Origin of the sequence: Bacillus sp. OK048 (assembly GCF_900103525.1) — a bacterium.
GTDB lineage: Bacteria > Bacillota > Bacilli > Bacillales > Cytobacillaceae > Neobacillus.
Genome location: NZ_FNHN01000007.1, coordinates 1 through 22,040, shown reverse-complemented (window position 1 = coordinate 22,040; position 22,040 = coordinate 1). Strand labels below are relative to the sequence as shown.

Genomic DNA, 22,040 nt, shown 5'->3' with positions numbered 1-22,040 from the left:
TATTTACTTTAGAATATCTTTCATTCACTACGTATAGATATTCTTAATATTCCGTATACTGTTAAAAAGAAAAGCGGAACGAGGAGTGGGCTCATGAATCTGAAACCAAGTTTTTTTGATAGGAGGACCAATACACAGCGAATTAACCATGATGATTTTCTGGCCGTTGAAAGTCTGGCAATGGAATTACTTAAGTTTCTGCCCAGGACACAAACACGTCCCATCGTATTTGTTTGTATTGGAACTGACCGCTCCACTGGCGATTCATTAGGACCACTTGTTGGATCCTTTTTAGAGGAAAAAGATATTTCTTCCTTCCATGTTTACGGTACATTAGATGAACCGATCCATGCCGTTAATCTTAATGAACGGTTAAGAGAAATAACGATTAACCATCAAGATCCATATATTATAGGTATTGATGCCTGTTTGGGCAGATTGAAGAATATTGGGGTTATACAGGTTGCGGATGGACCGGTTAAACCTGGAGCTGGAGTAAATAAAGAGCTTCCCGCAGTCGGTGATATTCATATAACGGGAATTGTTAACGTAAGCGGTTTCATGGAATTCTTCGTCCTGCAAAACACTCGTCTTAATCTAGTGATGAAAATGGCCAAAACCATTGCAAATGGCATTTATCAAGCAAGTATTCTTCATTCAAGAGGACGTCTGCAAGATCTGCCGCATGAACATAAAAAAACCAATTAAAAGAGCAATCGGGTTTTATCCCCAATTGCTCTTTTACTTACAAATACTGTAACATAATTAAAAGTAGCTATGGTATTGATAGAGAACTGTAACAATAATCCCCGTCATCATAATAGCAGGGAGGAGGTTGGCAACCTTTATTTTTACTAATCCTGTTAGATTTAAACCGATAGCAAAAATCATGATCCCACCTGTTGCTGTCATTTCCACAATAAATTGATCCATCAGTGCCTCAGGAATAATCGTGTTAATTTGAGTAGCAAATAACGCAATCAAACCCTGATAAAGAAAAACAGGAATAGCTGAAAAAATAACACCTATTCCAAGCGTGGTTGTTAAAATAATTGAGGTGAATCCATCAATTAGTCCTTTTGTGTATAAAACATCATGATCACCGCGAATCCCGCTATCCAATGCTCCTATAATGGCCATTGCTCCAATCACAAAGATTAAAGTTGCGTTAACAAATCCTTCAGCAATACTTCCGTTTCCTACAGCCCCTTTACCAATTGAACCCATTTTCTTTTCAAGCCAAAGTCCAAGCTGATTTAGCCTTTCCTCCAATTGCATGAGTTCACCCAAAACTGCACCCATAACCAAACTAATAATTACAATCAGAAAATTGTCACTCTTCAAACCCATTTGTAATCCGAGAACAATCACCGATAGTCCAATGGCATACATAACCGTTGTTTTCATGCTTTCTGGAATCCGATTTAAGAGCCTTCCTATTAACGTACCAACAACAATTAAACCTGCGTTTACAAGTGTCCCTAATAAAAACATCTACTATTCACCTATTCTTCGAGTCTCGAAATTTATAATAGTATTAAACTATCATGTTTTTCATTCCGTGGGAAGGATTTATTTTGGCAAAGGCTGTGTTAAACTTGACTGTTGATTTGAACTCCACTAAGGAAAGCTTCTTTGAATACTCACCGCAGTGACAGGCGGGCTTTTCCTGTCACGAGGCGCTACGCTTTCCGCGGGCGGTCCGGGGAGCCTCCTCGGCGCTGAAGCGCCTGCGGGGTCTCCCCAGCCCCGTCCTCCCGCAGGACTTTGAAATTACTCCTTCGAATAATCACCGCACGAAGAAAATGCGATAGCATTTTCGAGGAGTCGAGCGCCTTCCGTTCAAATCAACCGGTTTTTATGCAAAAAAATAGGTTAACACAGCCCTATAAAAAAAATAAACCATCCATTGATGGTTTAAAGTGGATCTTCTTGACTGAGCATTTCTAGAATTCGTTCTAAGTCTTCTTTTGAGAAGAATTCTATTTCAATTTTACCTTTATTTTTGGATTGTTTGATGTTTACCGTTGTGCCAAACCGTTCGCGGAGGGAATGTTCACGTTCCTGAAGAAAGACATCCTGTTTCTTTTCAGGCCTTTTTGTTTCACGTGGAACATTTTCATTGACTTGCTGAATGAGTTTTTCCAACTGGCGGACATTCAATGATTCCTGAACAATTTTATCTACTAAAGCTGGCAGCTTAGCCTTTTGGCGAAGCCCTAAAAGAGCACGGCCATGGCCCATTGAGATTGTTCCATTGGAAATCAACTCTTGAATCTTAACAGGAAGAGAAAGCAGGCGTATATGATTCGCTACATGCGGGCGGCTTTTTCCTAATCGCTTCGCAACCTCTTCCTGGGTGAATTTCAACTTTTCCATAAGCGTTTGGTATGCCTGTCCCTCTTCAATCGGGTTCAAGTCTTCCCGCTGCAAGTTTTCTAAAACCGCTAATTCCATCATTTGCTGTTCTGTTAACTCTCTGACAACAGCCGGTACGCTTTCAAGTTTTGCTTCCTTAGCTGCACGGAAGCGTCTTTCCCCAACGACAATTTCATATCCCTTAATGCTTTTTCTAACCACAAGGGGCTGGAGAATGCCATGCTCTAATATTGAGGCCTTCAATTCATCAATCGCCTCTTGGTGAAAGGTTTTCCTTGGCTGGTAAGGATTAGGGCGCAATTCTTTAAGATTAATTTCTTCGATAGTCTCTTCCTTACCGGCTTCGATAGTTGTAAAAAAAGCATTAATGCCCTTTTTTCCTAGACCTTTAGCCATTTGAGACCACTTCCTTTGCTAGATCTAAATAAACTTCTGCCCCGCGCGATTTTGAATCATAATTAATAATTGGTTCGCCATGACTCGGTGCCTCACTTAGACGTACATTTCTTGGAATAATGGTTTTATATACTTTATCTTGAAAATACTTCTTAACTTCTTCTATGACTTGAATGCCAAGATTGGTTCTGGCATCGAGCATCGTTAGTAAAACACCTTCTATTTTCAAGTCCTGGTTTAAGTGTTTCTGTACTAGACGTACAGTATTTAATAATTGACTCAAACCTTCTAAAGCATAATACTCGCATTGCACAGGAATTAAAACAGAATCAGAGGCTGTTAAGGAGTTCAGTGTCAATAAACCTAATGAAGGCGGACAATCGATAATAATGTAGTCAAATTGATCTTTGACTTCTTCAAGAGCACGTTTCAAACGAACCTCTCTTGAAATCGTTGGGACAAGCTCGATTTCCGCTCCTGCTAACTGAATGGTCGCAGGTATGGCATATAAGTTTTCAACCGATGTTGATTTAATAACATCCTTTGCTTCCACATCGTCTACTAAAACATCATATATACACTGTTCAACATCTGCCTTTTCAATACCAATTCCGCTCGTTGCATTCCCTTGAGGGTCAATATCTACTAATAATACTTTTTTCCCAATGTATGCTAAGCAGGCGCCTAGATTGACAGAGGTAGTCGTCTTTCCAACTCCCCCCTTTTGATTAGCGATTGCAATCGTTTTGCCCACGATGTCACCTACCCTTGTTTCAAATAATAAAGCTCAAATTCTAGTAAAAATAACTAGTTTTCCCGTCAGACTAGCAAGCAAAACTAGTAATATAAAATTCCATGCTCTGTTATTTTATCATGAAACTGATTTATTGTTCTTTTTTTTCATAAAATATTCATGACGATTAAAAGTAAAATTTACATTTTTTTACATCGGGTAAAAGAAAAAGATCTATTTCACAAAAATAAAAACCAAACTACTTAAAAGTCTGGCTCTATTTTTTAAACTATTTTATTTTTTCTTTGGTATTTTTATCGTAAATTGATAATACTCTTCAAATTCTTCCTCAGTGGAGTCGAGATTAATTCCATTATCCGAAACCATTGTTAACGATTGTCGAATGGTATTTACAGCAATTCTCATATCCTTGCTGAAGGCTTTTCTTTTTGGCTTAGGTTTTTGACTCTTTTCTTCGAGCATCCGGGCAACTCGATCCTCTGTTTGCTTTACATTAAGGTTTTTTTCAATAATGTCTTGTAAAAGCGCTACCTGCTTCTGGGGATCTTTTAGCGGAATAAGTGCTCGGGCATGCCGCTCGGTAATTTCTTTATTTAACAAGGACTCTTGGATAGGCTGCGGCAGCTTTAAAAGCCTGAGTTTATTGGCAACTGTCGACTGACCTTTTCCAAGTCGCTGAGCAAGTGCTTCTTGTGTTAAGTTATGGAGCTCAAGCAGCTTTCCATAGGCCATTGCCTCTTCAATAGGCGACAGCTCTTCTCGCTGCAAGTTCTCTATTAACGCAACCGAAGCGGTTTCTCTGTCTGTATAATTTTTTATGATTGCCGGAGCTTCATCCCAACCCAGTTTCTTCATTGCCCGAAAGCGGCGCTCACCGGCAATGATTTCATAATTCCCATCAAACTGTCGGACTACAATTGGCTGAATGATTCCGTGTGTATGAATTGTTCGTGATAATTCCTCTATTTTTTCATCATCAAATACGGTTCGAGGCTGAAAACGGTTCGGAACAATACGATCAATCGGAATCTTTTTTATTTCTTCATTTCTTACCACTTCTAATTCTAGCTCTTGATCAAGCTCTTTTTCCAACTCAACCTTTTGATCTCCCTTTTCGCCGAGGCCAAAAAAGCGTGAAAACGAATTCTTCATCCCCAACACCACCTTTACGAAACTCCCTATTACATATTCGCTATCTATCTGTTGTCTTCCTGCCAATCATGTTGTTTTTATTTAAACATACTACCCGAGTTTATTCGATTGGCATTTTACCAGGTGTCCCCGGTTTTCTCGGATACTTTTTAGGTGTTTGTTTTTCCTTTTTGATCACTAGGATATTTCTTTCACTTTCTTCCATCGGTAATGTGAAAGTAAATGTTTGTTCCAGTTTTCCGCCCATTGTCGTGATAGCTTTTTGACCAACTGCTAGCTCATCATTCGCATGAGCCGCTTTCATTGCAACGAAGTGGCCGCCAACTTTTACAAGCGGCAGGCAAAGCTCACTAAGAACGGACATTCTCGCAACCGCTCTAGCCGTTACGAGGTCATATGATTCCCTATGTGCCGGATTAACACCGAAAGTTTCAGCACGGTCGTGAATGAAATGTACCTTTTCCAAGTTTAATACATTTGCTAAATGATTTAAAAATGTTATTCGCTTATTTAAGGAATCTACGATGGTTACCTCTAAATGAGGAAAGACAATTTTTAATGGAATACTGGGAAAACCCGCACCAGCTCCTACATCACATAGGTGAAGAGGCTGCGAGAAATCAAAATAAAAAGCAGCCGAGATGGAATCATAAAAATGTTTTAAATATACATCACTTTGATCGGTGATAGCTGTAAGGTTCATTTTTTCATTCCACTCAACCAAGGTATGAAAGTATTTATCAAATTGATCAAGCTGCTTCTCGCTAAGGGTAATGCCCTTCTCAAGAAGCATAGCTTTAAATTGTTCGGTGTTCATCAGCAAAACTTCCTCTTTTTTTAAAAATGATTGGCTTTGATAAACTTGTCTGTTGAATTCCGCTCCAGGCACTTCGCTTTCCGCGGGCGGTCCGGGGAGCCTCCTCGGCGCTTAAGCGCCTGCGGGGTCTCCCCAGCCCCGTCCTCCCGCAGGAGTCTTCGTGCCTTCCGCTCCAATCAACAGAGTGCCAAAATTAATTATCAGCATTATACACAGCCCAATTATAAATTACTCGTCCTAGCTATTCTTCCTTGTTCTAAATAAATAAGGAGGATGGAGATATCAGCTGGATTTACACCAGAGATTCTTGAGGCTTGAGCAAGAGATAAAGGTTTGATTTGTTTCAGATTTTGCTTCGCTTCATTTGCAAGCCCAGATATCGAGTCATAATCAATATTATCTGGAATTTTCTTATTCTCCATTTTCTTTAAGCGTTCAACCTGCTGTAGCGACTTTTCAATATATCCTTCATATTTGATTTGAATTTCGATCTGTTCTTTTATTTCGTGATCTATTTCCACATCACTAGGTATTAAACTTTCAATATGTGCATACGTTATCTCTGGTCGTTTCAATAAATCTGCAGCAAGGATTCCATCCTTAAGCTCACTGCCGCCCGTACCTCTAATTAGCTCTTGAACTTCTTTTGTAGGTTTTATTCTAACAGAAGATAGTCTTGCTTTTTCCGCCTCAACAGCAGCCCTTTTTGCTAGAAATCTTTGATAACGCTCATCTGTGATAAGTCCAATGGAATGACCCATTTCCGTTAACCTTAAGTCGGCATTATCATGGCGCAAAAGAAGACGGTATTCTGCTCTTGAAGTTAACAAACGATACGGTTCAGCTGTTCCCTTAGTAATTAAATCGTCTATTAACACTCCTATATAGGCATCTGAACGACTAAGAATTAATGGGTCCTTTCCTAATGCACTTCGCCCAGCATTAATTCCAGCCATAATTCCTTGACCAGCCGCTTCTTCATATCCTGAGGTTCCATTAATTTGACCGGCAGTAAAAAGGTTTTTTATAATCTTTGTTTCTAGTGATGGCCAAAGCTGTGTCGGATTAATGGCATCGTACTCAATCGCATATCCAGCCCTCATCATTTGTGCATTTTCCAATCCTGGAACGGATTTGATGAGCTGCTGTTGGACATCTTCCGGAAGACTGGTCGATAAGCCTTGGACATAAACTTCTTGCGTCTTTCTGCCTTCTGGCTCAAGGAAGATTTGGTGGCGCGGTTTATCATTAAATCGGACCACTTTATCTTCAATCGACGGACAGTAACGCGGCCCTGATCCTTTAATCATACCCGAATACATGGGTGAACGATGGAGGTTTTGGTCAATCAACGTATGTGTTTGTTCATTTGTATATGTTAACCAGCATGGAAGTTGGTCGGTAATATACTTAGTTGTTTCATATGAGAACGATCTTGGCTCTTCATCACCAGGCTGAATCTCTGTTTTGCTGTAATCAATCGTTTTACTATTGACCCGCGGCGGAGTTCCTGTCTTAAAACGAACCAACTCAAAACCAAGCTCTTCTAAATGCTCAGATAGTCTAATTGATGGCTGCTGGTTGTTGGGGCCGCTTGAATACTTCAATTCACCGAGGATAATTTCTCCACGAAGATACGTACCAGTCGTAATAACGACTGTTTTTGCACGGTAAATAGCACCTGTTTTTGTCATAACTCCGACAACAACGCCGTCCTCAACAAGTAATTGTTCTACCATTCCTTGCAGGAGTGTTAAATTAGGTGTATTTTCAATCGTATTTTTCATTTCACTCTGATATTCAACTTTATCAGCCTGGGCACGTAATGCTCGAACTGCAGGGCCCTTCCCTGTATTCAACATTCTCATTTGAATATGGGTTTTATCAATATTTTTACCCATTTCTCCGCCAAGGGCGTCTATTTCCCGGACAACGATCCCTTTTGCGGGGCCGCCTATTGAAGGGTTGCATGGCATAAAGGCAACCATATCGAGGTTAATCGTAAGCATTAATGTTTTTGCACCGATGCGTGCAGACGCGAGGCCGGCCTCACAGCCAGCATGACCTGCCCCGATGACCACAACGTCAAAATTACCTGCTTCGTATGACATTTATTTCCTCCTCTTTCTAAAACTATTAGTAGCTTTAGCGCCTATTTCTCGAAGGCGCTGAAGCTTTTCTTATTTCCCCAAACAGAATTGTGAAAATAACTGATCAATTAGGCTTTCATGGACACTGTCACCGATGATTTCACCAAGCAGTTCCCAAGTTCTAGTAACATCTATTTGGACGATATCAATTGGCGTTCCCATTTCTACTCCATCTATCGCTTCTTCAATTGTATGCAAACTTTGCCCGATCAAAGCAATATGGCGGCTGTTTGATAAATAGGTCATATCGCCAGTCTCAAGTGAACCTGCAAAAAATAAGGTTGAGATGGCTTCTTCGAGCTCATCAACACCACGATCCTCTAGTAATGAGGTCGTGACAATTTTATGATCTGCAGCCAATTCCTTCACACGATTCATATCAATTTGCTGCGCGAGGTCTGTCTTATTGATAATAACGATGACATCCATTCCTTTTACAGCTTCAAAAAGATTTTCGTCCTCTTTTGTAAAATGATCAGCATAATTGAGCACTAACAAGATTAAATCTGCTTCCTTTAATACTTGTCGAGACCTTTCTACTCCAATGCGTTCAACAATATCTTCAGTTTCTCTTATTCCCGCAGTATCTAAGAGTCTAAGCGGTACCCCGCGAACGTTGACATACTCCTCTATGACATCACGGGTTGTCCCAGGGATATCCGTGACAATCGCTTTATTTTCTTGAACAAGGCTATTTAATAACGAAGATTTCCCGACATTTGGGCGGCCAACAATGACCGTAGATAGACCCTCGCGCAAAATTTTTCCTTGCTGCGATGTTTGTAGCAGTTTCTTTAACTCATCTCGGACATAAATAGCTTTTTCCGATAACATCTTATGGGTCATTTCTTCAACATCGTCATATTCTGGATAATCGATATTTACTTCGACATGTGCCAGTATCTCTAAAATTTCCTGGCGAAGTTTCCTAATTAAATTGGATAATCGACCTTCCATTTGTCCGAGCGCAACATTCATAGCGCGATCTGTTTTTGCTCGAATTAAATCCATTACTGCTTCTGCCTGTGATAAGTCAATCCGTCCATTTAAAAATGCACGTTTTGTGAATTCACCCGGTTCAGCTAGTCTTGCTCCATATGCTAAAACATGCTGCAATACTCGATTAACAGAAACAATTCCGCCGTGACAATTTATCTCAACTACATCTTCTTTTGTAAAAGTTTTTGGTCCCTTCATTACCGATACCATTACCTCTTCGATAACCTGTTCATTTTTTGGATTGATTAAATGTCCATAATGTATGGTATGCGTTGGTACCTCTGTCAACCTTTTACCGCCGATGCTTCGAAAAACTTGATCCGCGATTTTAATGGAATCATCGCCACTCAATCGTACAATTGCTATTGCTCCCTCACCCATCGGTGTAGATATGGCAGCTATCGTATCAAATTCCATTACTCTCACCACTCTTTAATCTATTTAAAAACAACTAAGATTTTACTCCAAATTAGTAGAATACCACATCTATACCTGTGGTGAAAAACCAGTAAACCTACTACTAATTATCCACAGTCTAATAATGTTCACGTATTATTTTAACTTATCCACATGTGAATAACAATAAAACATAAGATTTCAAAAAATGGTATCAACGAATTTTTCAGCCAAAAAAAAGACATCTTCACAAAAAGATGTCTTTTTTATTTCACTGGTGAAATCACGATATGTCGATGTGGGTCTGAACCATCTGAAAAAGTTTTCACCCTTCGATTATCGGATAAAGCTGTGTGAATGACTTTACGCTCATATGAAGGCATCGGTTCCAATGCTACATCCTTGCCAGTTTTTAATGCTTTTAAGGCAAGGCGATGTGCTAATTGGGTGAGCGTATCATTTCTGCGATTTCGATAATCCTCTGCATCTAAAATAACAGTTAAATAATGATTTGAGAATCGATTAATGATTAACTGTGTCAAATATTGCAGTGAATTTAAGGTTTGCCCTCTTTTACCAATCAAAAGAGCAATTTTTTCGCCTGTCAAAATGAAATGAACTTGTTTTCCATCACGTTTGATTTCAATATTGGCTGGAGCTCCCATTTGCTCACTAACCTGAAGCAGAAATTTCTTCGCTTCCTCAATTGGATCGATGATCACTGTAACCTTAACGACAGCAGGGCGGGCACCAAAAATCCCGAAAATACCCTTTTTTCCTTGATCAATAATGGCTACATCTGTACGGTCTTTAGTTGTATTTAATTGAGCTAAAGCTGATTCCACTGCTTCTTCGACAGTTTGTCCGGTAGCAGTTACTTGTTTCACTTTTTTGCTCCTCCCGCTTTACCGGCGACTGCATTCTTCTTCAGGTCCGGCCCTTTAATGAAATAAGTTTGGACGATCATAAAAGTATTTCCTACTACCCAATACAAAGAAAGGGCTGCTGGGAAATTGAAAGCAAAAATGACAATCATAATCGGCATCATCCAAAGCATCATCGCCATTTGTGGGTTATGCTCTTGACCAGCCATCATCAATTTTTGCTGAATAAATGTTGTGATACCAGCAATAATTGGCAATACATAAAATGGATCTTTGTCCCCTAGACTGAACCAAAGGAAGCTGTGATCAGCAATTTCTCTTGTTCTTGAAATCGCATGGTAAAAACCAATTAAGATCGGCATTTGTACAATTAAAGGAAAACATCCCGCCATGGGGTTAACACCATGTTTTTGAAAAAGTGCCATTGTTTCCTGCTGTAATTTCTGCTGCGTTTTTTGATCCTTGGAACTGTATTTTTCTCGAAGGGCCTTCATTTCTGGCTGTAAGGCCTGCATAGCTTTAGAGCTTCTTGTTTGCTTTATCATTAATGGTAGAATCGCTAACCGAATTAAGATTGTAACCACAATCAATGAAAAACCAAAGCTTCCACCTAGTATTTCTGCACCTTTTACAATCACCCAAGATAACGGATAGACAATGTATTCATTCCAAAAACCTGTACTTTCAGCATCAATTGGCTTATTAATTTCTGTACATCCTGTTAAGAACAGAAAAACAGAAACGATGCCAATCAAAAGTAATATTCGTTTTTTCAACCGAAATTTCCTCCTTGAGTATTATAAATACGAGATAAGTATGAATACCTTTCCAAGAAAAAATATCCATTGGACTATTTCATAGGTATTTTACCATCTTTTAGAATACCTTGTCTCTTAAATTTATGACGATTACATCATTATTCGAAAACTATTTTTTAATAAAAACCTTTCCTACCTTAAGGACATGAGTTAAACTCTTTTTCACTTCAAAAAAGTCCATTTCGGCAGCCGGTTTCCTAGCAATGATTATGTAATCATTCCCTGTTACAATCTGGCTTGATAGTTCGAACACAGCTTGTTTTATGTATCTTTTTATTTGATTTCTAGTCACTGCATTTCCTAACTTCTTACTCACAGAAAGACCAATCCGAAAATAGTCTTGATTCTCTTTTTTCAGGCTATAGATAACGAATTGCCTATTAGCAAAAGATTGTCCTTTTTGGAATGCCTCTTGAAATTCCTTATTCTTCTTTACCCGTAATTCTTTCTTCATAGAAAACACCATCCATCTATACAAAAACTTTTCCAATGAGAAAGATCCTTTATTAGAGCTCTTTTCTTAAACTTTATGAGAAAAAAGACCACTGATGCTTCAGTGGCCTAAGCTGATAATACTTTTCTTCCTTTTAGACGACGGCGCGCTAGGACTTTACGTCCGCTTGCAGAGCTCATACGACTGCGGAAACCGTGAACTTTACTATGTTTACGTTTATTTGGTTGATACGTTCTTTTCATTATAAGACACCTCCTCTGAGGAATAGCTGTTAAAGACAGTCTAACTAATTATAAAGACGGACCCTCATGTTGTCAACCGCCCATAACATATTGTTCCCTCAGTTCCATTTTTTTTGCACACAGATTTTTTTAACACTAAAAAGATTTTTCTTCAAAGCCAACTTTTAAAATTCATACCTGTGGATATTTTTTTCGACTTTTTATTTGCCATTTCACAAGATATTGACAGTTTTTGCACAGGACACACTACTTGTGGACAAGTTTTAACCACATATTGTTACAGTTGTGGATAAACCACGAAAGGGCATTGCGCCCTTGCCTTTTATTTGATATTATATTTGTGTTTTCACTCTGAATAACTTCGTCTAAAAAAATGTTATCCACAAATTGTGGATAAGGTGTGGACAAGTTATTCCAGCATACTGCAGAAACTTGTCCACAAGCGGTGGATATTGTCGAAACTCCACTTTATTTCCTATATTATGTTTTTCCACAACCATTGTTTCGTATATTTATAAATTAGCAGTTGTACACCTTGTATAACATCGTTTTTTCACGGAACTTTTGTCCATTTTGATATAAGGATGATTTGAGGATACTTCACAACGCTTTGTGAAAAAATATTCTTATATATGGAGTTTAGACGTAAGACAAAGCTGCAACGTGCACTTTAGAAATAGATAGATAAAAAAGAAATAAAGGAGGGACAACCGTTGGAGAATATTGCGGATCTATGGAATGCTGCCCTAACCAATATCGAGAAGAAGATTAGCAAGCCTAGTTTTGATACCTGGCTGAAGTCCACGAAGGCCCATTCCCTTCAAGGAGATCTACTTGTGATAACGGCTCCTAATGAATTCGCACGTGATTGGCTCGAGGAGCGCTATTCCCAGTTAATCTCTGGTATTCTTTATGAAATCACTGGAGAAGAACTATCTGTAAAGTTCATTATTCCGCAAAATCAAAAAGAGGAAGACGCAGAGTTGCTCATGTCTGCTAAAAAGGCCAAAAAGGAAGACGATCAACATGATTTTCCCGCCAATATTTTAAATCCAAAGTACCTGTTTGATACATTTGTTATTGGTTCGGGCAACCGGTTTGCTCATGCAGCTTCATTGGCAGTAGCTGAAGCACCTGCAAAAGCTTACAATCCCTTATTTATTTATGGGGGCGTTGGTTTAGGAAAAACACACTTAATGCATGCGATTGGCCATTATGTTCTGGAGCATAAGCCTAATGCTAAAGTAGTTTATTTATCTTCAGAAAAATTCACGAATGAGTTTATTAATTCTATCCGTGACAATAAAGCGGTAGAATTCCGCAATAAATATCGAAATGTCGATGTGCTTCTAATTGATGATATTCAATTTTTAGCAGGAAAAGAATCAACACAAGAGGAATTTTTCCATACTTTTAATACTCTTCATGAAGAAAGCAAGCAAATCGTTATCTCAAGTGACAGGCCGCCACGGGAAATTCCGACCCTCGAGGATAGATTGCGTTCACGTTTTGAATGGGGACTAATTACCGATATTACTCCACCAGATTTAGAAACTAGAATAGCCATCCTACGGAAAAAGGCTAGGGCTGAAGGTTTAGATATACCGAATGAAGTGATGCTTTATATTGCAAATCAAATTGATACCAATATCAGAGAACTTGAGGGAGCATTAATCCGTGTTGTTGCCTATTCTTCCCTGATTAATAAGGATATTAACGCCGATCTTGCGTCAGAGGCACTAAAGGATATCATTCCTAGTTCGAAACCAAAGGTAATCACCATTCATGAAATTCAACGGACTGTCGGTGAGCATTTTAGTGTGAAGCTTGAAGACTTCAAGGCGAAGAAGCGAACAAAATCTGTAGCATACCCTAGACAGATAGCTATGTATTTATCACGTGAATTAACCGATTATTCATTGCCAAAAATAGGAGAAGAGTTTGGTGGACGTGATCATACCACAGTTATCCATGCACACGAAAAAATTTCAAGGCTGCTGCAGTCTGACCTTCAATTACAACGACAAGTGAAAGAAATAAACGAGTTGTTGAAAGTTTAAGGGAACATAAAAAAGCAGAAGCGCCTTGCACAGGGTCGACCGGCATAAGACGAGCCGGCGGGAAGGTTGTTCTTTAACCTTTCTGACGGATTGGCTTATGACCCGAGACCCTAGGCGCTGGAGCTAGAATACTGTGAATAACTAAGGTCTATTTATACACAGTCTGTCCACATGTGGATAGACTGTGTTTCCATGACGAAAAACAGGTTATCCACATACTAACAGGCCCTACTAGTACTTCTACTGTTTTTTTATTTAAAAAACTTATTATTATATGTTTAAGAAATTCAATTTATGCGAAATTAGATTAAAAATTTGCTGGGGGGATTATCAAATGAGATTTATCATCCAACGGGACCGCCTCGTTCAAAGTGTCCAAGATGTAATGAAGGCTGTCACATCAAGAACGACAATTCCTATTTTGACAGGAATTAAAATAACAGCTAGCGACGATGGAGTTACTTTAACAGGAAGTGATTCAGATATTTCAATTGAATCATTTATTCCAAAAGAGGAAGCTGGAGAGGAAATCGTTGAGATTAAGCTAAGTGGTTCAATTGTCCTTCAAGCAAAGTTCTTTAGTGAAATAGTAAAAAAGTTACCTACAGATAGTGTTGAAATTGAAGTACTTGGTTCATTACAAACCGTCATACGTTCAGGTAAATCTGAATTTAATTTAAACGGTCTTGATGCTGAGGAATACCCTCACCTTCCGCAAATCGAAGAAAATAATAAATTTCATATTGCCACCGATCTCTTAAAGACGATGATCCGTCAAACCTTTTTTGCTGTATCCACTTCAGAAACACGTCCCATCTTGACAGGTGTAAACTGGAAAGTCGAAAATGGTGAATTAAACTGTATTGCAACAGATAGTCACCGTCTTGCATTAAGAAAGGCAAAAATTGAAACGGAAAATAACGAAAACTACAATGTAGTCATTCCAGGCAAGAGCTTGAATGAACTAAGTAAAATTATCGATGATTCTAACGAATTAATTGATATTGTTATCACCGAAAATCAAATATTATTTAAAGCAAAACATCTGTTATTTTTCTCTAGGCTTTTGGAAGGTAACTATCCTGATACTTCTAGACTTATTCCAAATGAAAGTAAAACAGATATTATTGTGAATACAAAGGACTTCTTGCATGCGATTGATCGTGCCTCCCTGCTGGCACGTGAAGGAAGAAACAATGTAGTAAAACTCTCTACGATTGATAGCGGAGTAATTGAAATTTCCTCCAATACCCCTGAAGTAGGGAAAGTAGTTGAGGAAATTCAAAGTCAAGCGATTGATGGTGAGGATTTAAAGATCTCCTTTAGTGCAAAATATATGATGGATGCCTTAAAAGCACTTGAAGGCACAGATATAAAAGTCAGTTTTACTGGAGCAATGCGCCCATTTGTTATTAAACCACTGCATGATGAAACTACCCTGCAGTTAATTTTGCCAGTTAGAACTTATTAGGAAAAAAGCGCAAGCACCCTGTTCAGCGGCGTATGGCCTGGAGCACTCCAACCAAAGATAAAGGAAACACGAAGAGCGCCTTTTGCGATTCGATGTTGACTTATCGTAGGGCGGAGAGCGAAGGACACTAGCCGTTAGGGGGCTGTAGCTGGACAATGATCTAAGTTCAAAGACTTATGCTTTGTCTTCTTAAAAAATGGTCACCATGATTTTGGTGACTTTCTTTATTTTAAATTTTTTAGTAAAATAAAGTATTGAGACCATTTTAGAAATGAGTGAAAAACAGTGCCTGAAAAAATAACGCTGAATACAGAGTTTATTACGTTAGGACAATTTCTTAAATTAGCAGATGTCATCCAATCTGGCGGCATGGCCAAATGGTTTTTAAGTGAAAACGATATTTTTATTAATGGGGAACAAGACCAAAGAAGAGGAAGAAAGCTTCGTGCTGGGGATAAGATTCAAATCCCTGGGTTTGGTGAGTTTTTGATTACCGATTAATTATGTATATTGAACAATTAGCACTAAGAAATTATCGGAACTATGAGAGCCTATCGGTTGAATTTGAAAATAAGGTGAATGTGATTCTCGGGGAAAACGCCCAGGGGAAAACAAACGTGATGGAATCCATTTATGTTTTAGCAATGGCTAAGTCGCATCGTACCTCCAATGATAAAGATCTTATTCGTTGGGATCAGGAGTATGCTAAAATAGAAGGCAGGGTTCAAAAACAATATAGCTCTCTGCCTTTAGAGTTGATTATTTCTAAAAAAGGCAAAAAGGCAAAATGTAATCATATGGAACAACGGAAGTTGAGCCAATATGTTGGGAACATGAATGTGGTTATGTTCGCACCAGAGGATCTTAATTTAGTTAAAGGCAGCCCACAAATTAGGCGGCGGTTTATTGATATGGAGATCGGACAAGTTTCACCAATCTATTTACATGATATGAGTCAATATCAAAAGATACTACAACAACGTAATCATTTTTTAAAAATGCTGCAAATTAAAAAACTGACTGATCAGACGATGCTTGAAGTGCTGACAGAACAGTTTATTAACATGGCAGTAAAAATAGTTTCGAAAAGATTTGAGTTTCTTTATTTGCTTGAAAATTGGGCTAAACCAATTCATAAAGGTATTTCTAGAGGTCTAGAATCATTGAAAATAACCTATAAACCATCCGTTGATGTATTAGAAGACCAAGATTTGTCGAAAATGAAAGCATGCTTTGAGGAAAAATTTAGTAAAGTCAGAACGAGGGAAATAGAACGTGGAACAACACTATTTGGTCCCCATCGCGATGATTTGTTGTTTTTTGTCAATGAGAGAGATGTTTCTACATTTGGGTCACAGGGCCAGCAAAGAACAACTGCACTTTCTGTTAAGCTTGCCGAAATTGAATTAATTCATTCAGAAATTCGGGAATATCCAATCTTACTCCTTGACGATGTATTGTCAGAATTAGATGATTATCGTCAGTCACACTTGCTTAATACCATTCAAGGAAAAGTTCAAACATTTGTTACTACAACAAGTGTAGACGGCATCCATCATCAAACCTTAAAAGAGGCTTCGACTTTTGAAGTAGAATCTGGTTTTATCAATAAAGTTAATTGAGGTGGAAGTGTGTATATACATGTCGGGGAAGATTTAAATATCAGGGCGAAGGACATCATCGCCATTCTTGATAAAGGGTGCGTAAACTCTTCAAACTTAGTTGAAGAGTTAGTAAAACAGCATAAGGAAAAGCTCGTTAACCTTTCAAAAAACCCCTTTAAATCAGTCGTAATTACATATGACAAGGTTTATTTATCCCCAATTTCTTCTGGAACATTAAAAAAACGTTCAAATCAAAAGGAAATGCTAGATTAGTGAATTTTTATTTTATTTCTGGTTACTAGAATATTTTTTTAAAATGAAAGTGCGGGTGAACTAAATTGACATTAGAACAAAAGGAAGTCCTAGAAGAAGAATACGGTGCCGATCAAATACAAGTTCTAGAAGGTCTAGAAGCTGTTAGAAAAAGACCAGGTATGTACATTGGTTCAACGAGTGGAAAAGGTCTTCATCATCTCGTTTGGGAAATTGTGGATAATAGTATTGATGAGGCATTGGCTGGCTATTGTGATGAAATCAATGTCACCATTGAAGAAGATAACAGTATCACGGTTAAAGATAACGGACGTGGTATTCCCGTTGGAATTCAAGAAAAAATGGGCAGACCTGCAGTTGAGGTGATTATGACTGTTCTCCATGCCGGAGGTAAATTCGGAGGCGGAGGATATAAAGTCTCTGGTGGACTGCATGGTGTAGGTGCATCAGTTGTTAATGCTCTTTCCAGTAATTTGGAAGTGTATGTACACCTTGATGGTAATATACATCAAATTAAATTTGAACGTGGAGCGGTCGTTAAAGAATTAGAGGTAATTGGAACTACCGACAAAACGGGTACGATTATTCACTTTAAACCTGATAGTGAAATTTTTACTGAAACGTTGGAATACGAGTATGACATTCTTGCAACTCGACTTCGTGAACTTGCATTCTTAAATCGTGCAATTAAAATCACGATTGAAGATATGCGTGTTGAAAATAAAAAGAATGAGTATTACTACGAAGGCGGAATTAAATCATATGTTGAGCATTTAAACCGCACGAAAGAGGTCATTCATGACGAACCAATCTTTCTTGAGGGAGAGCGCGATGGAATTAGTGTGGAAGTTGCCCTTCAATACAATGAAGGTTATGTTGAAAGTATTTACTCATTTGCCAATAACATTCACACGTATGAGGGCGGGACTCATGAATCAGGCTTTAAAACTGGTTTAACTCGCGTTATTAACGATTACGCTCGGAAAAATGGCTTGATTAAAGAAAATGATACGAATCTAACGGGTGAAGATGTGCGAGAAGGCTTAACGGCCATCGTTTCGATTAAGCATCCTGATCCTCAATTTGAAGGACAAACGAAAACAAAGCTTGGAAATTCTGAAGTTAGGACGATTACTGACTCATTATTTTCTAGTCATTTTGATAAATTTCTCTTGGAAAACCCATCAGTGGCAAGGAAAGTTGTTGAAAAAGGGCTAATGGCTGCAAGAGCAAGGATGGCTGCAAAGAAGGCGAGAGAGCTAACACGACGTAAAAGTGCTTTAGAAGTTTCAAGCTTACCTGGGAAATTAGCAGATTGCTCTTCGAAGGATCCTTCTATTAGTGAATTGTATATTGTTGAGGGTGATTCGGCAGGTGGTTCAGCAAAACAAGGCCGTGACCGTCATTTTCAAGCTATTCTGCCATTAAGAGGGAAAATCCTTAATGTTGAGAAAGCACGATTAGATAGGATTCTCTCAAATAATGAGGTTCGCTCGATGATAACTGCCATCGGAACAGGCATTGGAGAAGATTTTGATATTGCTAAAGCTAGGTACCATAAAGTCGTTATTATGACGGATGCGGATGTTGATGGTGCTCATATTCGAACACTCATTTTGACATTCTTCTACCGTTATATCCGAAAAATCTTAGAAGCTGGCTATGTATATATTGCCCAGCCACCTTTATATAAAGTCCAGCAAGGTAAAAAGATTCGTTATGCTTATGATGACAAAGAGCTGGAACAAATATTCGCAGAGCTGCCAAGCCAGCCGAAACCTAATATCCAACGTTATAAGGGGTTAGGTGAAATGAATCCTGAGCAATTATGGGAAACGACCATGGATCCTTCTACTAGAACGATGCTTCAGGTTAGTCTCGAAGACGCAATTGAAGCCGATGAAACCTTTGAAATGCTAATGGGCGACAAGGTAGAGCCACGTCGTAATTTCATTGAAGCTAACGCACAATATGTAAAGAATTTAGATGTATAAAGAAAAGCGGAGGCGGCTCGTTTAGGAGCGACAAGCATAAGACGCACCCTGCAAAAAGGCGGTTTTTGCCTTTTTCAGGGGGGTGCTTATGACCTCGAGCCCCTAGCCGCCGGAGCTAGACATAAAGAAAAGCTTATTTTAAAAAGGGATAGAGGGGTGACCACTATCCTCCTTTTTTCGTTTATCTAGATCGTATTAAAGGCAGATCGTCACCTAAATAGGAGGTACTTAAAATGGCAGAAACACCAAATTCCCAAATAAAAGATATTAATATTAGTCATGAAATGAGAACATCTTTTCTCGACTATGCTATGAGTGTTATTGTTTCTCGTGCCCTTCCAGATGTCCGAGATGGATTAAAACCAGTCCACCGCCGTATTCTATACGCTATGCATGATCTAGGAATACATGCAGATAAACCTTATAAAAAGTCAGCGCGTATCGTTGGCGATGTAATTGGTAAATACCACCCACATGGTGATTCAGCCGTATATGAAACGATGGTACGTATGGCACAGGATTTTAACTATCGATATATGCTGGTAGATGGTCATGGGAACTTTGGTTCAGTAGACGGTGATTCAGCAGCAGCGATGCGTTATACAGAATCAAGAATGTCGAAAATCTCAATGGAATTATTAAGAGATTTAAACAAAGATACGATTAATTTTCAAGATAACTATGACGGTGAGGAAAGAGAGCCATCTGTTTTACCAGCAAGATTCCCGAATCTTTTAGTTAACGGTTCTTCTGGGATTGCAGTTGGTATGGCTACGAATATTCCACCACATCAGCTTGGTGAGGTTATTGATGGCGTCTTGGCCATTACCCAAGATCCAGACATATCGATTCAAGAGTTAATGGAAATCATACCGGGACCTGATTTTCCAACCGGTGGAATCATCATGGGTCGAAGCGGTATTCGTAAGGCCTATGAAACAGGCCGAGGATCCATAACGATTCGCGGAAAAGTAGAAATTGAAACAAAATCAAATGGTAAAGAAGTTATCATTGTTAACGAGCTTCCATATCAAGTGAATAAAGCAAAGTTAGTCGAAAGAATTGCAGAATTACATCGTGATAAAAAGATAGAAGGCATTACAGATTTAAGAGATGAATCAGATCGTAAAGGGATGCGAATTGTTATTGAGGTTCGTAAAGACGCAAATGCGAATGTCCTCTTAAATAACTTATATAAACAAACATCACTTCAAACTAGCTTTGGGATCAATACATTAGCTCTTGTAAACGGACATCCAAAGGTGTTAAATCTTAAACAATGTTTAGTCTATTATTTAGACCATCAAGTAGTCGTTATCCGCAGAAGAACAGAGTTTGAATTACGTAAAGCAGAAGCACGGGCTCATATTCTGGATGGTTTAAGAATTGCATTGGATAATCTTGATGCAGTTATTAGTTTAATTCGAGGCTCGCAGACAACGGATATTGCCCGCGAAGGTTTAATGACACAATTTAACCTTTCTGAAAAACAAGCACAAGCTATTCTTGATATGCGTCTCCAACGTTTAACTGGCCTGGAAAGGGAGAAAATTGAGGAAGAATATCAAAACCTAGTAAAGTTGATTGCTGAACTAAAAGCAATTTTAGCTGACGATGAAAAGGTTTTAGAAATTATTCGCGAAGAATTAATCGAAATCAAAGAGCGATTTAATGACAAGCGCCGTACGGAAATCGTTACAGGCGGGATCGAAAATATTGAAGATGAAGATCTCATTCCACGTGAAAATATTGTTATTACGTTAACACATAATGGCTATATTAAACGACTCCCGGTTTCAACCTATCGCGCACAAAAACGAGGCGGCCGTGGTATCCAAGGGATGGGAACGAATGAGGACGATTTTGTCGAGCATTTAATTACGACCTCAACACATGATACGATTCTCTTCTTTACAAATAAAGGGAAGGTTTATCGTTCAAAGGGATATGAAATTCCTGAATACAGCCGAACGGCAAAAGGACTGCCAATCATTAACCTCCTTGGAGTTGAAAAAGGAGAATGGGTTAATGCTATTATCCCGATTGAGGAGTTTGTTGATGACTGGTTCCTATTCTTTACGACAAAAGAGGGTATATCTAAACGTTCACCATTAACATCATTTGCACATATCCGTAATAATGGTTTAATTGCACTAAATCTTCGTGAAGGTGATGAACTGATATCCGTTCGCTTAACAGATGGATCGAAGCATATGATTATTGGTACGAAAAAAGGAATGCTCATCCGTTTCCCTGAAACAGACGTTCGTTCTATGGGACGGACTGCTACAGGGGTTAAAGGGATTACCTTAGACAGTGATGATGAAGTAGTGGGAATGGAAGTTCTTGAGGAAAATAGCAGTGTCCTGATTGTTACTAAGAATGGGTACGGTAAGCGGACACCAGCTGAAGAGTACCGTATTCAGGGCAGAGGCGGTAAAGGTATTAAAACTTGCCATGTTACCGAAAAGAATGGCAATCTAGTTTCCGTAAGAGCTGTTACAGGTGAAGAAGACTTAATGTTAATTACCACCGGCGGAGTACTTATCCGTATTGATGTGGCTGGCATTTCCACAATGGGACGGAACACTCAAGGTGTAAAATTAATTAGTATTAAAAGTGATGACCATAACTACGTTGCAACTGTTGCGAAAGTAGAAAAAGAAGAGGTTTCGGAAGAAACAGATTCTGATGACATGGAAGAAACAATCGTAATGGATGGATCAGCGGTAGAAATGGTTAATACAGAAGTAGAAGACGAAGAAACTGAGTTGGATACAGAAGACGATCATTCCGATACTACTGAAGAATAAGCACTTCTCAAGGAAGGAGCACCTGATTTGGTGCTCCTTTTTTCTATATAGTTTTTAAAATTTGTTAATTTTCTCTTGATAGATAGTGATAATGCTGGTATACTCATTTGAGTCGGCAATATTTGTTCAGTATTACATAAAATAAAAACAAATAACCGTTGACTTGGATTTTGAAAGATGGTATATTAATAAAGTCGCTTATGAGTGATATCGATCTTTGAAAACTAAACAAACAAGAACGTCAACAAACAATTTTTTAGCTTTTTATAAAAGCTAAGCCAACGTAACAAAATGAGCTATATCAACTTTCTTGGAGAGTTTGATCCTGGCTCAGGACGAACGCTGGCGGCGTGCCTAATACATGCAAGTCGAGCGAATCTTGAG

At 38.7% G+C, this 22,040-nt stretch carries 19 protein-coding genes and 1 rRNA gene; 9 read left to right on the top strand and 11 right to left on the bottom strand.

Annotated elements, in window-relative coordinates; all coding sequences use genetic code 11:
- Window positions 1-93: 93 nt before the first annotated feature.
- Window positions 94-708 (top strand): spore protease YyaC, encoded by a 615-nt coding sequence (gene yyaC, locus BLR86_RS13740; protein WP_090762361.1) that lies wholly within the window; start codon window positions 94-96, stop codon window positions 706-708.
- 57 nt (window positions 709-765) lie between these two features.
- On the opposite strand, the gene BLR86_RS13735 is transcribed toward yyaC, so the two are convergent.
- The 11 genes from BLR86_RS13735 to rpmH form a co-directional block, all read right to left on the bottom strand.
- Entirely contained in the window at window positions 766-1,494 is a 729-nt protein-coding gene (locus BLR86_RS13735) for a DUF554 domain-containing protein (RefSeq protein ID WP_090762359.1), read from the bottom strand.
- A gap of 423 nt (window positions 1,495-1,917) precedes the next feature.
- Complete coding sequence (locus tag BLR86_RS13730; RefSeq protein WP_090762357.1) at window positions 1,918-2,775, bottom strand: ParB/RepB/Spo0J family partition protein; 858 nt, start codon at window positions 2,773-2,775, stop codon at window positions 1,918-1,920.
- Window positions 2,768-3,529, bottom strand: coding sequence for a ParA family protein (locus tag BLR86_RS13725; protein ID WP_090762355.1), 762 nt, complete (start codon window positions 3,527-3,529; stop codon window positions 2,768-2,770). The genes BLR86_RS13730 and BLR86_RS13725 overlap by 8 nt, the downstream gene beginning before the upstream one ends.
- 273 nt (window positions 3,530-3,802) lie before the next feature.
- The gene (gene noc / locus BLR86_RS13720; protein ID WP_090762353.1) at window positions 3,803-4,681 is read right to left on the bottom strand and encodes a nucleoid occlusion protein; all 879 of its coding nucleotides are present in this window, start codon (window positions 4,679-4,681) and stop codon (window positions 3,803-3,805) included.
- A gap of 100 nt (window positions 4,682-4,781) precedes the next feature.
- Window positions 4,782-5,498 (bottom strand): 16S rRNA (guanine(527)-N(7))-methyltransferase RsmG, encoded by a 717-nt coding sequence (gene rsmG / locus BLR86_RS13715; RefSeq protein WP_090762911.1) that lies wholly within the window; start codon window positions 5,496-5,498, stop codon window positions 4,782-4,784.
- A 221-nt stretch (window positions 5,499-5,719) separates the two neighbouring features.
- Entirely contained in the window at window positions 5,720-7,609 is a 1,890-nt protein-coding gene (mnmG, locus tag BLR86_RS13710; RefSeq protein ID WP_090762351.1) for a tRNA uridine-5-carboxymethylaminomethyl(34) synthesis enzyme MnmG, read from the bottom strand.
- A 69-nt stretch (window positions 7,610-7,678) separates the two neighbouring features.
- Window positions 7,679-9,064: a tRNA uridine-5-carboxymethylaminomethyl(34) synthesis GTPase MnmE gene (mnmE, locus tag BLR86_RS13705; RefSeq protein ID WP_090762349.1), complete on the bottom strand. Its 1,386-nt coding sequence runs from the start codon at window positions 9,062-9,064 to the stop codon at window positions 7,679-7,681.
- A 245-nt stretch (window positions 9,065-9,309) separates the two neighbouring features.
- Complete coding sequence (gene jag, locus BLR86_RS13700; RefSeq protein WP_090762347.1) at window positions 9,310-9,930, bottom strand: RNA-binding cell elongation regulator Jag/EloR; 621 nt, start codon at window positions 9,928-9,930, stop codon at window positions 9,310-9,312.
- Window positions 9,927-10,703, bottom strand: coding sequence for a YidC family membrane integrase SpoIIIJ (spoIIIJ, locus tag BLR86_RS13695; protein WP_090762345.1), 777 nt, complete (start codon window positions 10,701-10,703; stop codon window positions 9,927-9,929). The genes jag and spoIIIJ overlap by 4 nt, the downstream gene beginning before the upstream one ends.
- A 151-nt stretch (window positions 10,704-10,854) precedes the next feature.
- Window positions 10,855-11,199, bottom strand: coding sequence for a ribonuclease P protein component (gene rnpA / locus BLR86_RS13690; protein WP_090762343.1), 345 nt, complete (start codon window positions 11,197-11,199; stop codon window positions 10,855-10,857).
- A 107-nt stretch (window positions 11,200-11,306) separates the two neighbouring features.
- Window positions 11,307-11,441, bottom strand: a complete 135-nt coding sequence (gene rpmH, locus BLR86_RS13685) for a 50S ribosomal protein L34 (RefSeq protein WP_090762341.1) — start codon at window positions 11,439-11,441, stop codon at window positions 11,307-11,309.
- A gap of 713 nt (window positions 11,442-12,154) precedes the next feature.
- Between rpmH and dnaA the strand changes: the two genes are divergently transcribed.
- The 8 genes from dnaA to BLR86_RS13645 all read left to right on the top strand — a co-directional run.
- Window positions 12,155-13,501, top strand: a complete 1,347-nt coding sequence (gene dnaA, locus BLR86_RS13680; protein ID WP_090762338.1) for a chromosomal replication initiator protein DnaA — start codon at window positions 12,155-12,157, stop codon at window positions 13,499-13,501.
- Between the two features lie 334 nt (window positions 13,502-13,835).
- Complete coding sequence (gene dnaN, locus BLR86_RS13675; protein ID WP_090762336.1) at window positions 13,836-14,972, top strand: DNA polymerase III subunit beta; 1,137 nt, start codon at window positions 13,836-13,838, stop codon at window positions 14,970-14,972.
- Between the two features lie 285 nt (window positions 14,973-15,257).
- Window positions 15,258-15,473: a S4 domain-containing protein YaaA gene (gene yaaA / locus BLR86_RS13670; RefSeq protein ID WP_090762334.1), complete on the top strand. Its 216-nt coding sequence runs from the start codon at window positions 15,258-15,260 to the stop codon at window positions 15,471-15,473.
- 2 nt (window positions 15,474-15,475) lie between these two features.
- On the top strand, window positions 15,476-16,594 hold the full coding sequence (gene recF, locus BLR86_RS13665) for a DNA replication/repair protein RecF (RefSeq protein WP_090762332.1): 1,119 nt from the start codon (window positions 15,476-15,478) through the stop codon (window positions 16,592-16,594).
- A gap of 9 nt (window positions 16,595-16,603) precedes the next feature.
- Entirely contained in the window at window positions 16,604-16,849 is a 246-nt protein-coding gene (gene remB, locus BLR86_RS13660) for an extracellular matrix regulator RemB (protein ID WP_090762330.1), read from the top strand.
- A gap of 65 nt (window positions 16,850-16,914) precedes the next feature.
- Window positions 16,915-18,843 carry a DNA topoisomerase (ATP-hydrolyzing) subunit B gene (gene gyrB / locus BLR86_RS13655; protein ID WP_090762329.1) on the top strand — a complete coding sequence of 643 codons (1,929 nt, stop codon included), beginning with the start codon at window positions 16,915-16,917 and terminating at the stop codon, window positions 18,841-18,843.
- Between the two features lie 233 nt (window positions 18,844-19,076).
- Window positions 19,077-21,656 (top strand): DNA gyrase subunit A, encoded by a 2,580-nt coding sequence (gene gyrA / locus BLR86_RS13650; protein WP_090762327.1) that lies wholly within the window; start codon window positions 19,077-19,079, stop codon window positions 21,654-21,656.
- A gap of 307 nt (window positions 21,657-21,963) precedes the next feature.
- A 16S ribosomal RNA gene (locus BLR86_RS13645) occupies window positions 21,964-22,040 on the top strand; the annotation flags it as partial.

What these genes read in the sequence shown, in the direction of transcription:
- yyaC (WP_090762361.1), top strand. Translation starts at nt 94, where the DNA reads ATGAATCTGAAACCAAGTTTTTTTGATAGGAGGACCAATACACAGCGA.
- BLR86_RS13735 (WP_090762359.1), bottom strand. Translation starts at nt 1,494, where the DNA reads ATGTTTTTATTAGGGACACTTGTAAACGCAGGTTTAATTGTTGTTGGT.
- BLR86_RS13730 (WP_090762357.1), bottom strand. Translation starts at nt 2,775, where the DNA reads ATGGCTAAAGGTCTAGGAAAAAAGGGCATTAATGCTTTTTTTACAACT.
- noc (WP_090762353.1), bottom strand. Translation starts at nt 4,681, where the DNA reads ATGAAGAATTCGTTTTCACGCTTTTTTGGCCTCGGCGAAAAGGGAGAT.
- rsmG (WP_090762911.1), bottom strand. Translation starts at nt 5,498, where the DNA reads ATGAACACCGAACAATTTAAAGCTATGCTTCTTGAGAAGGGCATTACC.
- mnmG (WP_090762351.1), bottom strand. Translation starts at nt 7,609, where the DNA reads ATGTCATACGAAGCAGGTAATTTTGACGTTGTGGTCATCGGGGCAGGT.
- mnmE (WP_090762349.1), bottom strand. Translation starts at nt 9,064, where the DNA reads ATGGAATTTGATACGATAGCTGCCATATCTACACCGATGGGTGAGGGA.
- rnpA (WP_090762343.1), bottom strand. Translation starts at nt 11,199, where the DNA reads ATGAAGAAAGAATTACGGGTAAAGAAGAATAAGGAATTTCAAGAGGCA.
- rpmH (WP_090762341.1), bottom strand. Translation starts at nt 11,441, where the DNA reads ATGAAAAGAACGTATCAACCAAATAAACGTAAACATAGTAAAGTTCAC.
- dnaN (WP_090762336.1), top strand. Translation starts at nt 13,836, where the DNA reads ATGAGATTTATCATCCAACGGGACCGCCTCGTTCAAAGTGTCCAAGAT.
- recF (WP_090762332.1), top strand. Translation starts at nt 15,476, where the DNA reads ATGTATATTGAACAATTAGCACTAAGAAATTATCGGAACTATGAGAGC.
- gyrA (WP_090762327.1), top strand. Translation starts at nt 19,077, where the DNA reads ATGGCAGAAACACCAAATTCCCAAATAAAAGATATTAATATTAGTCAT.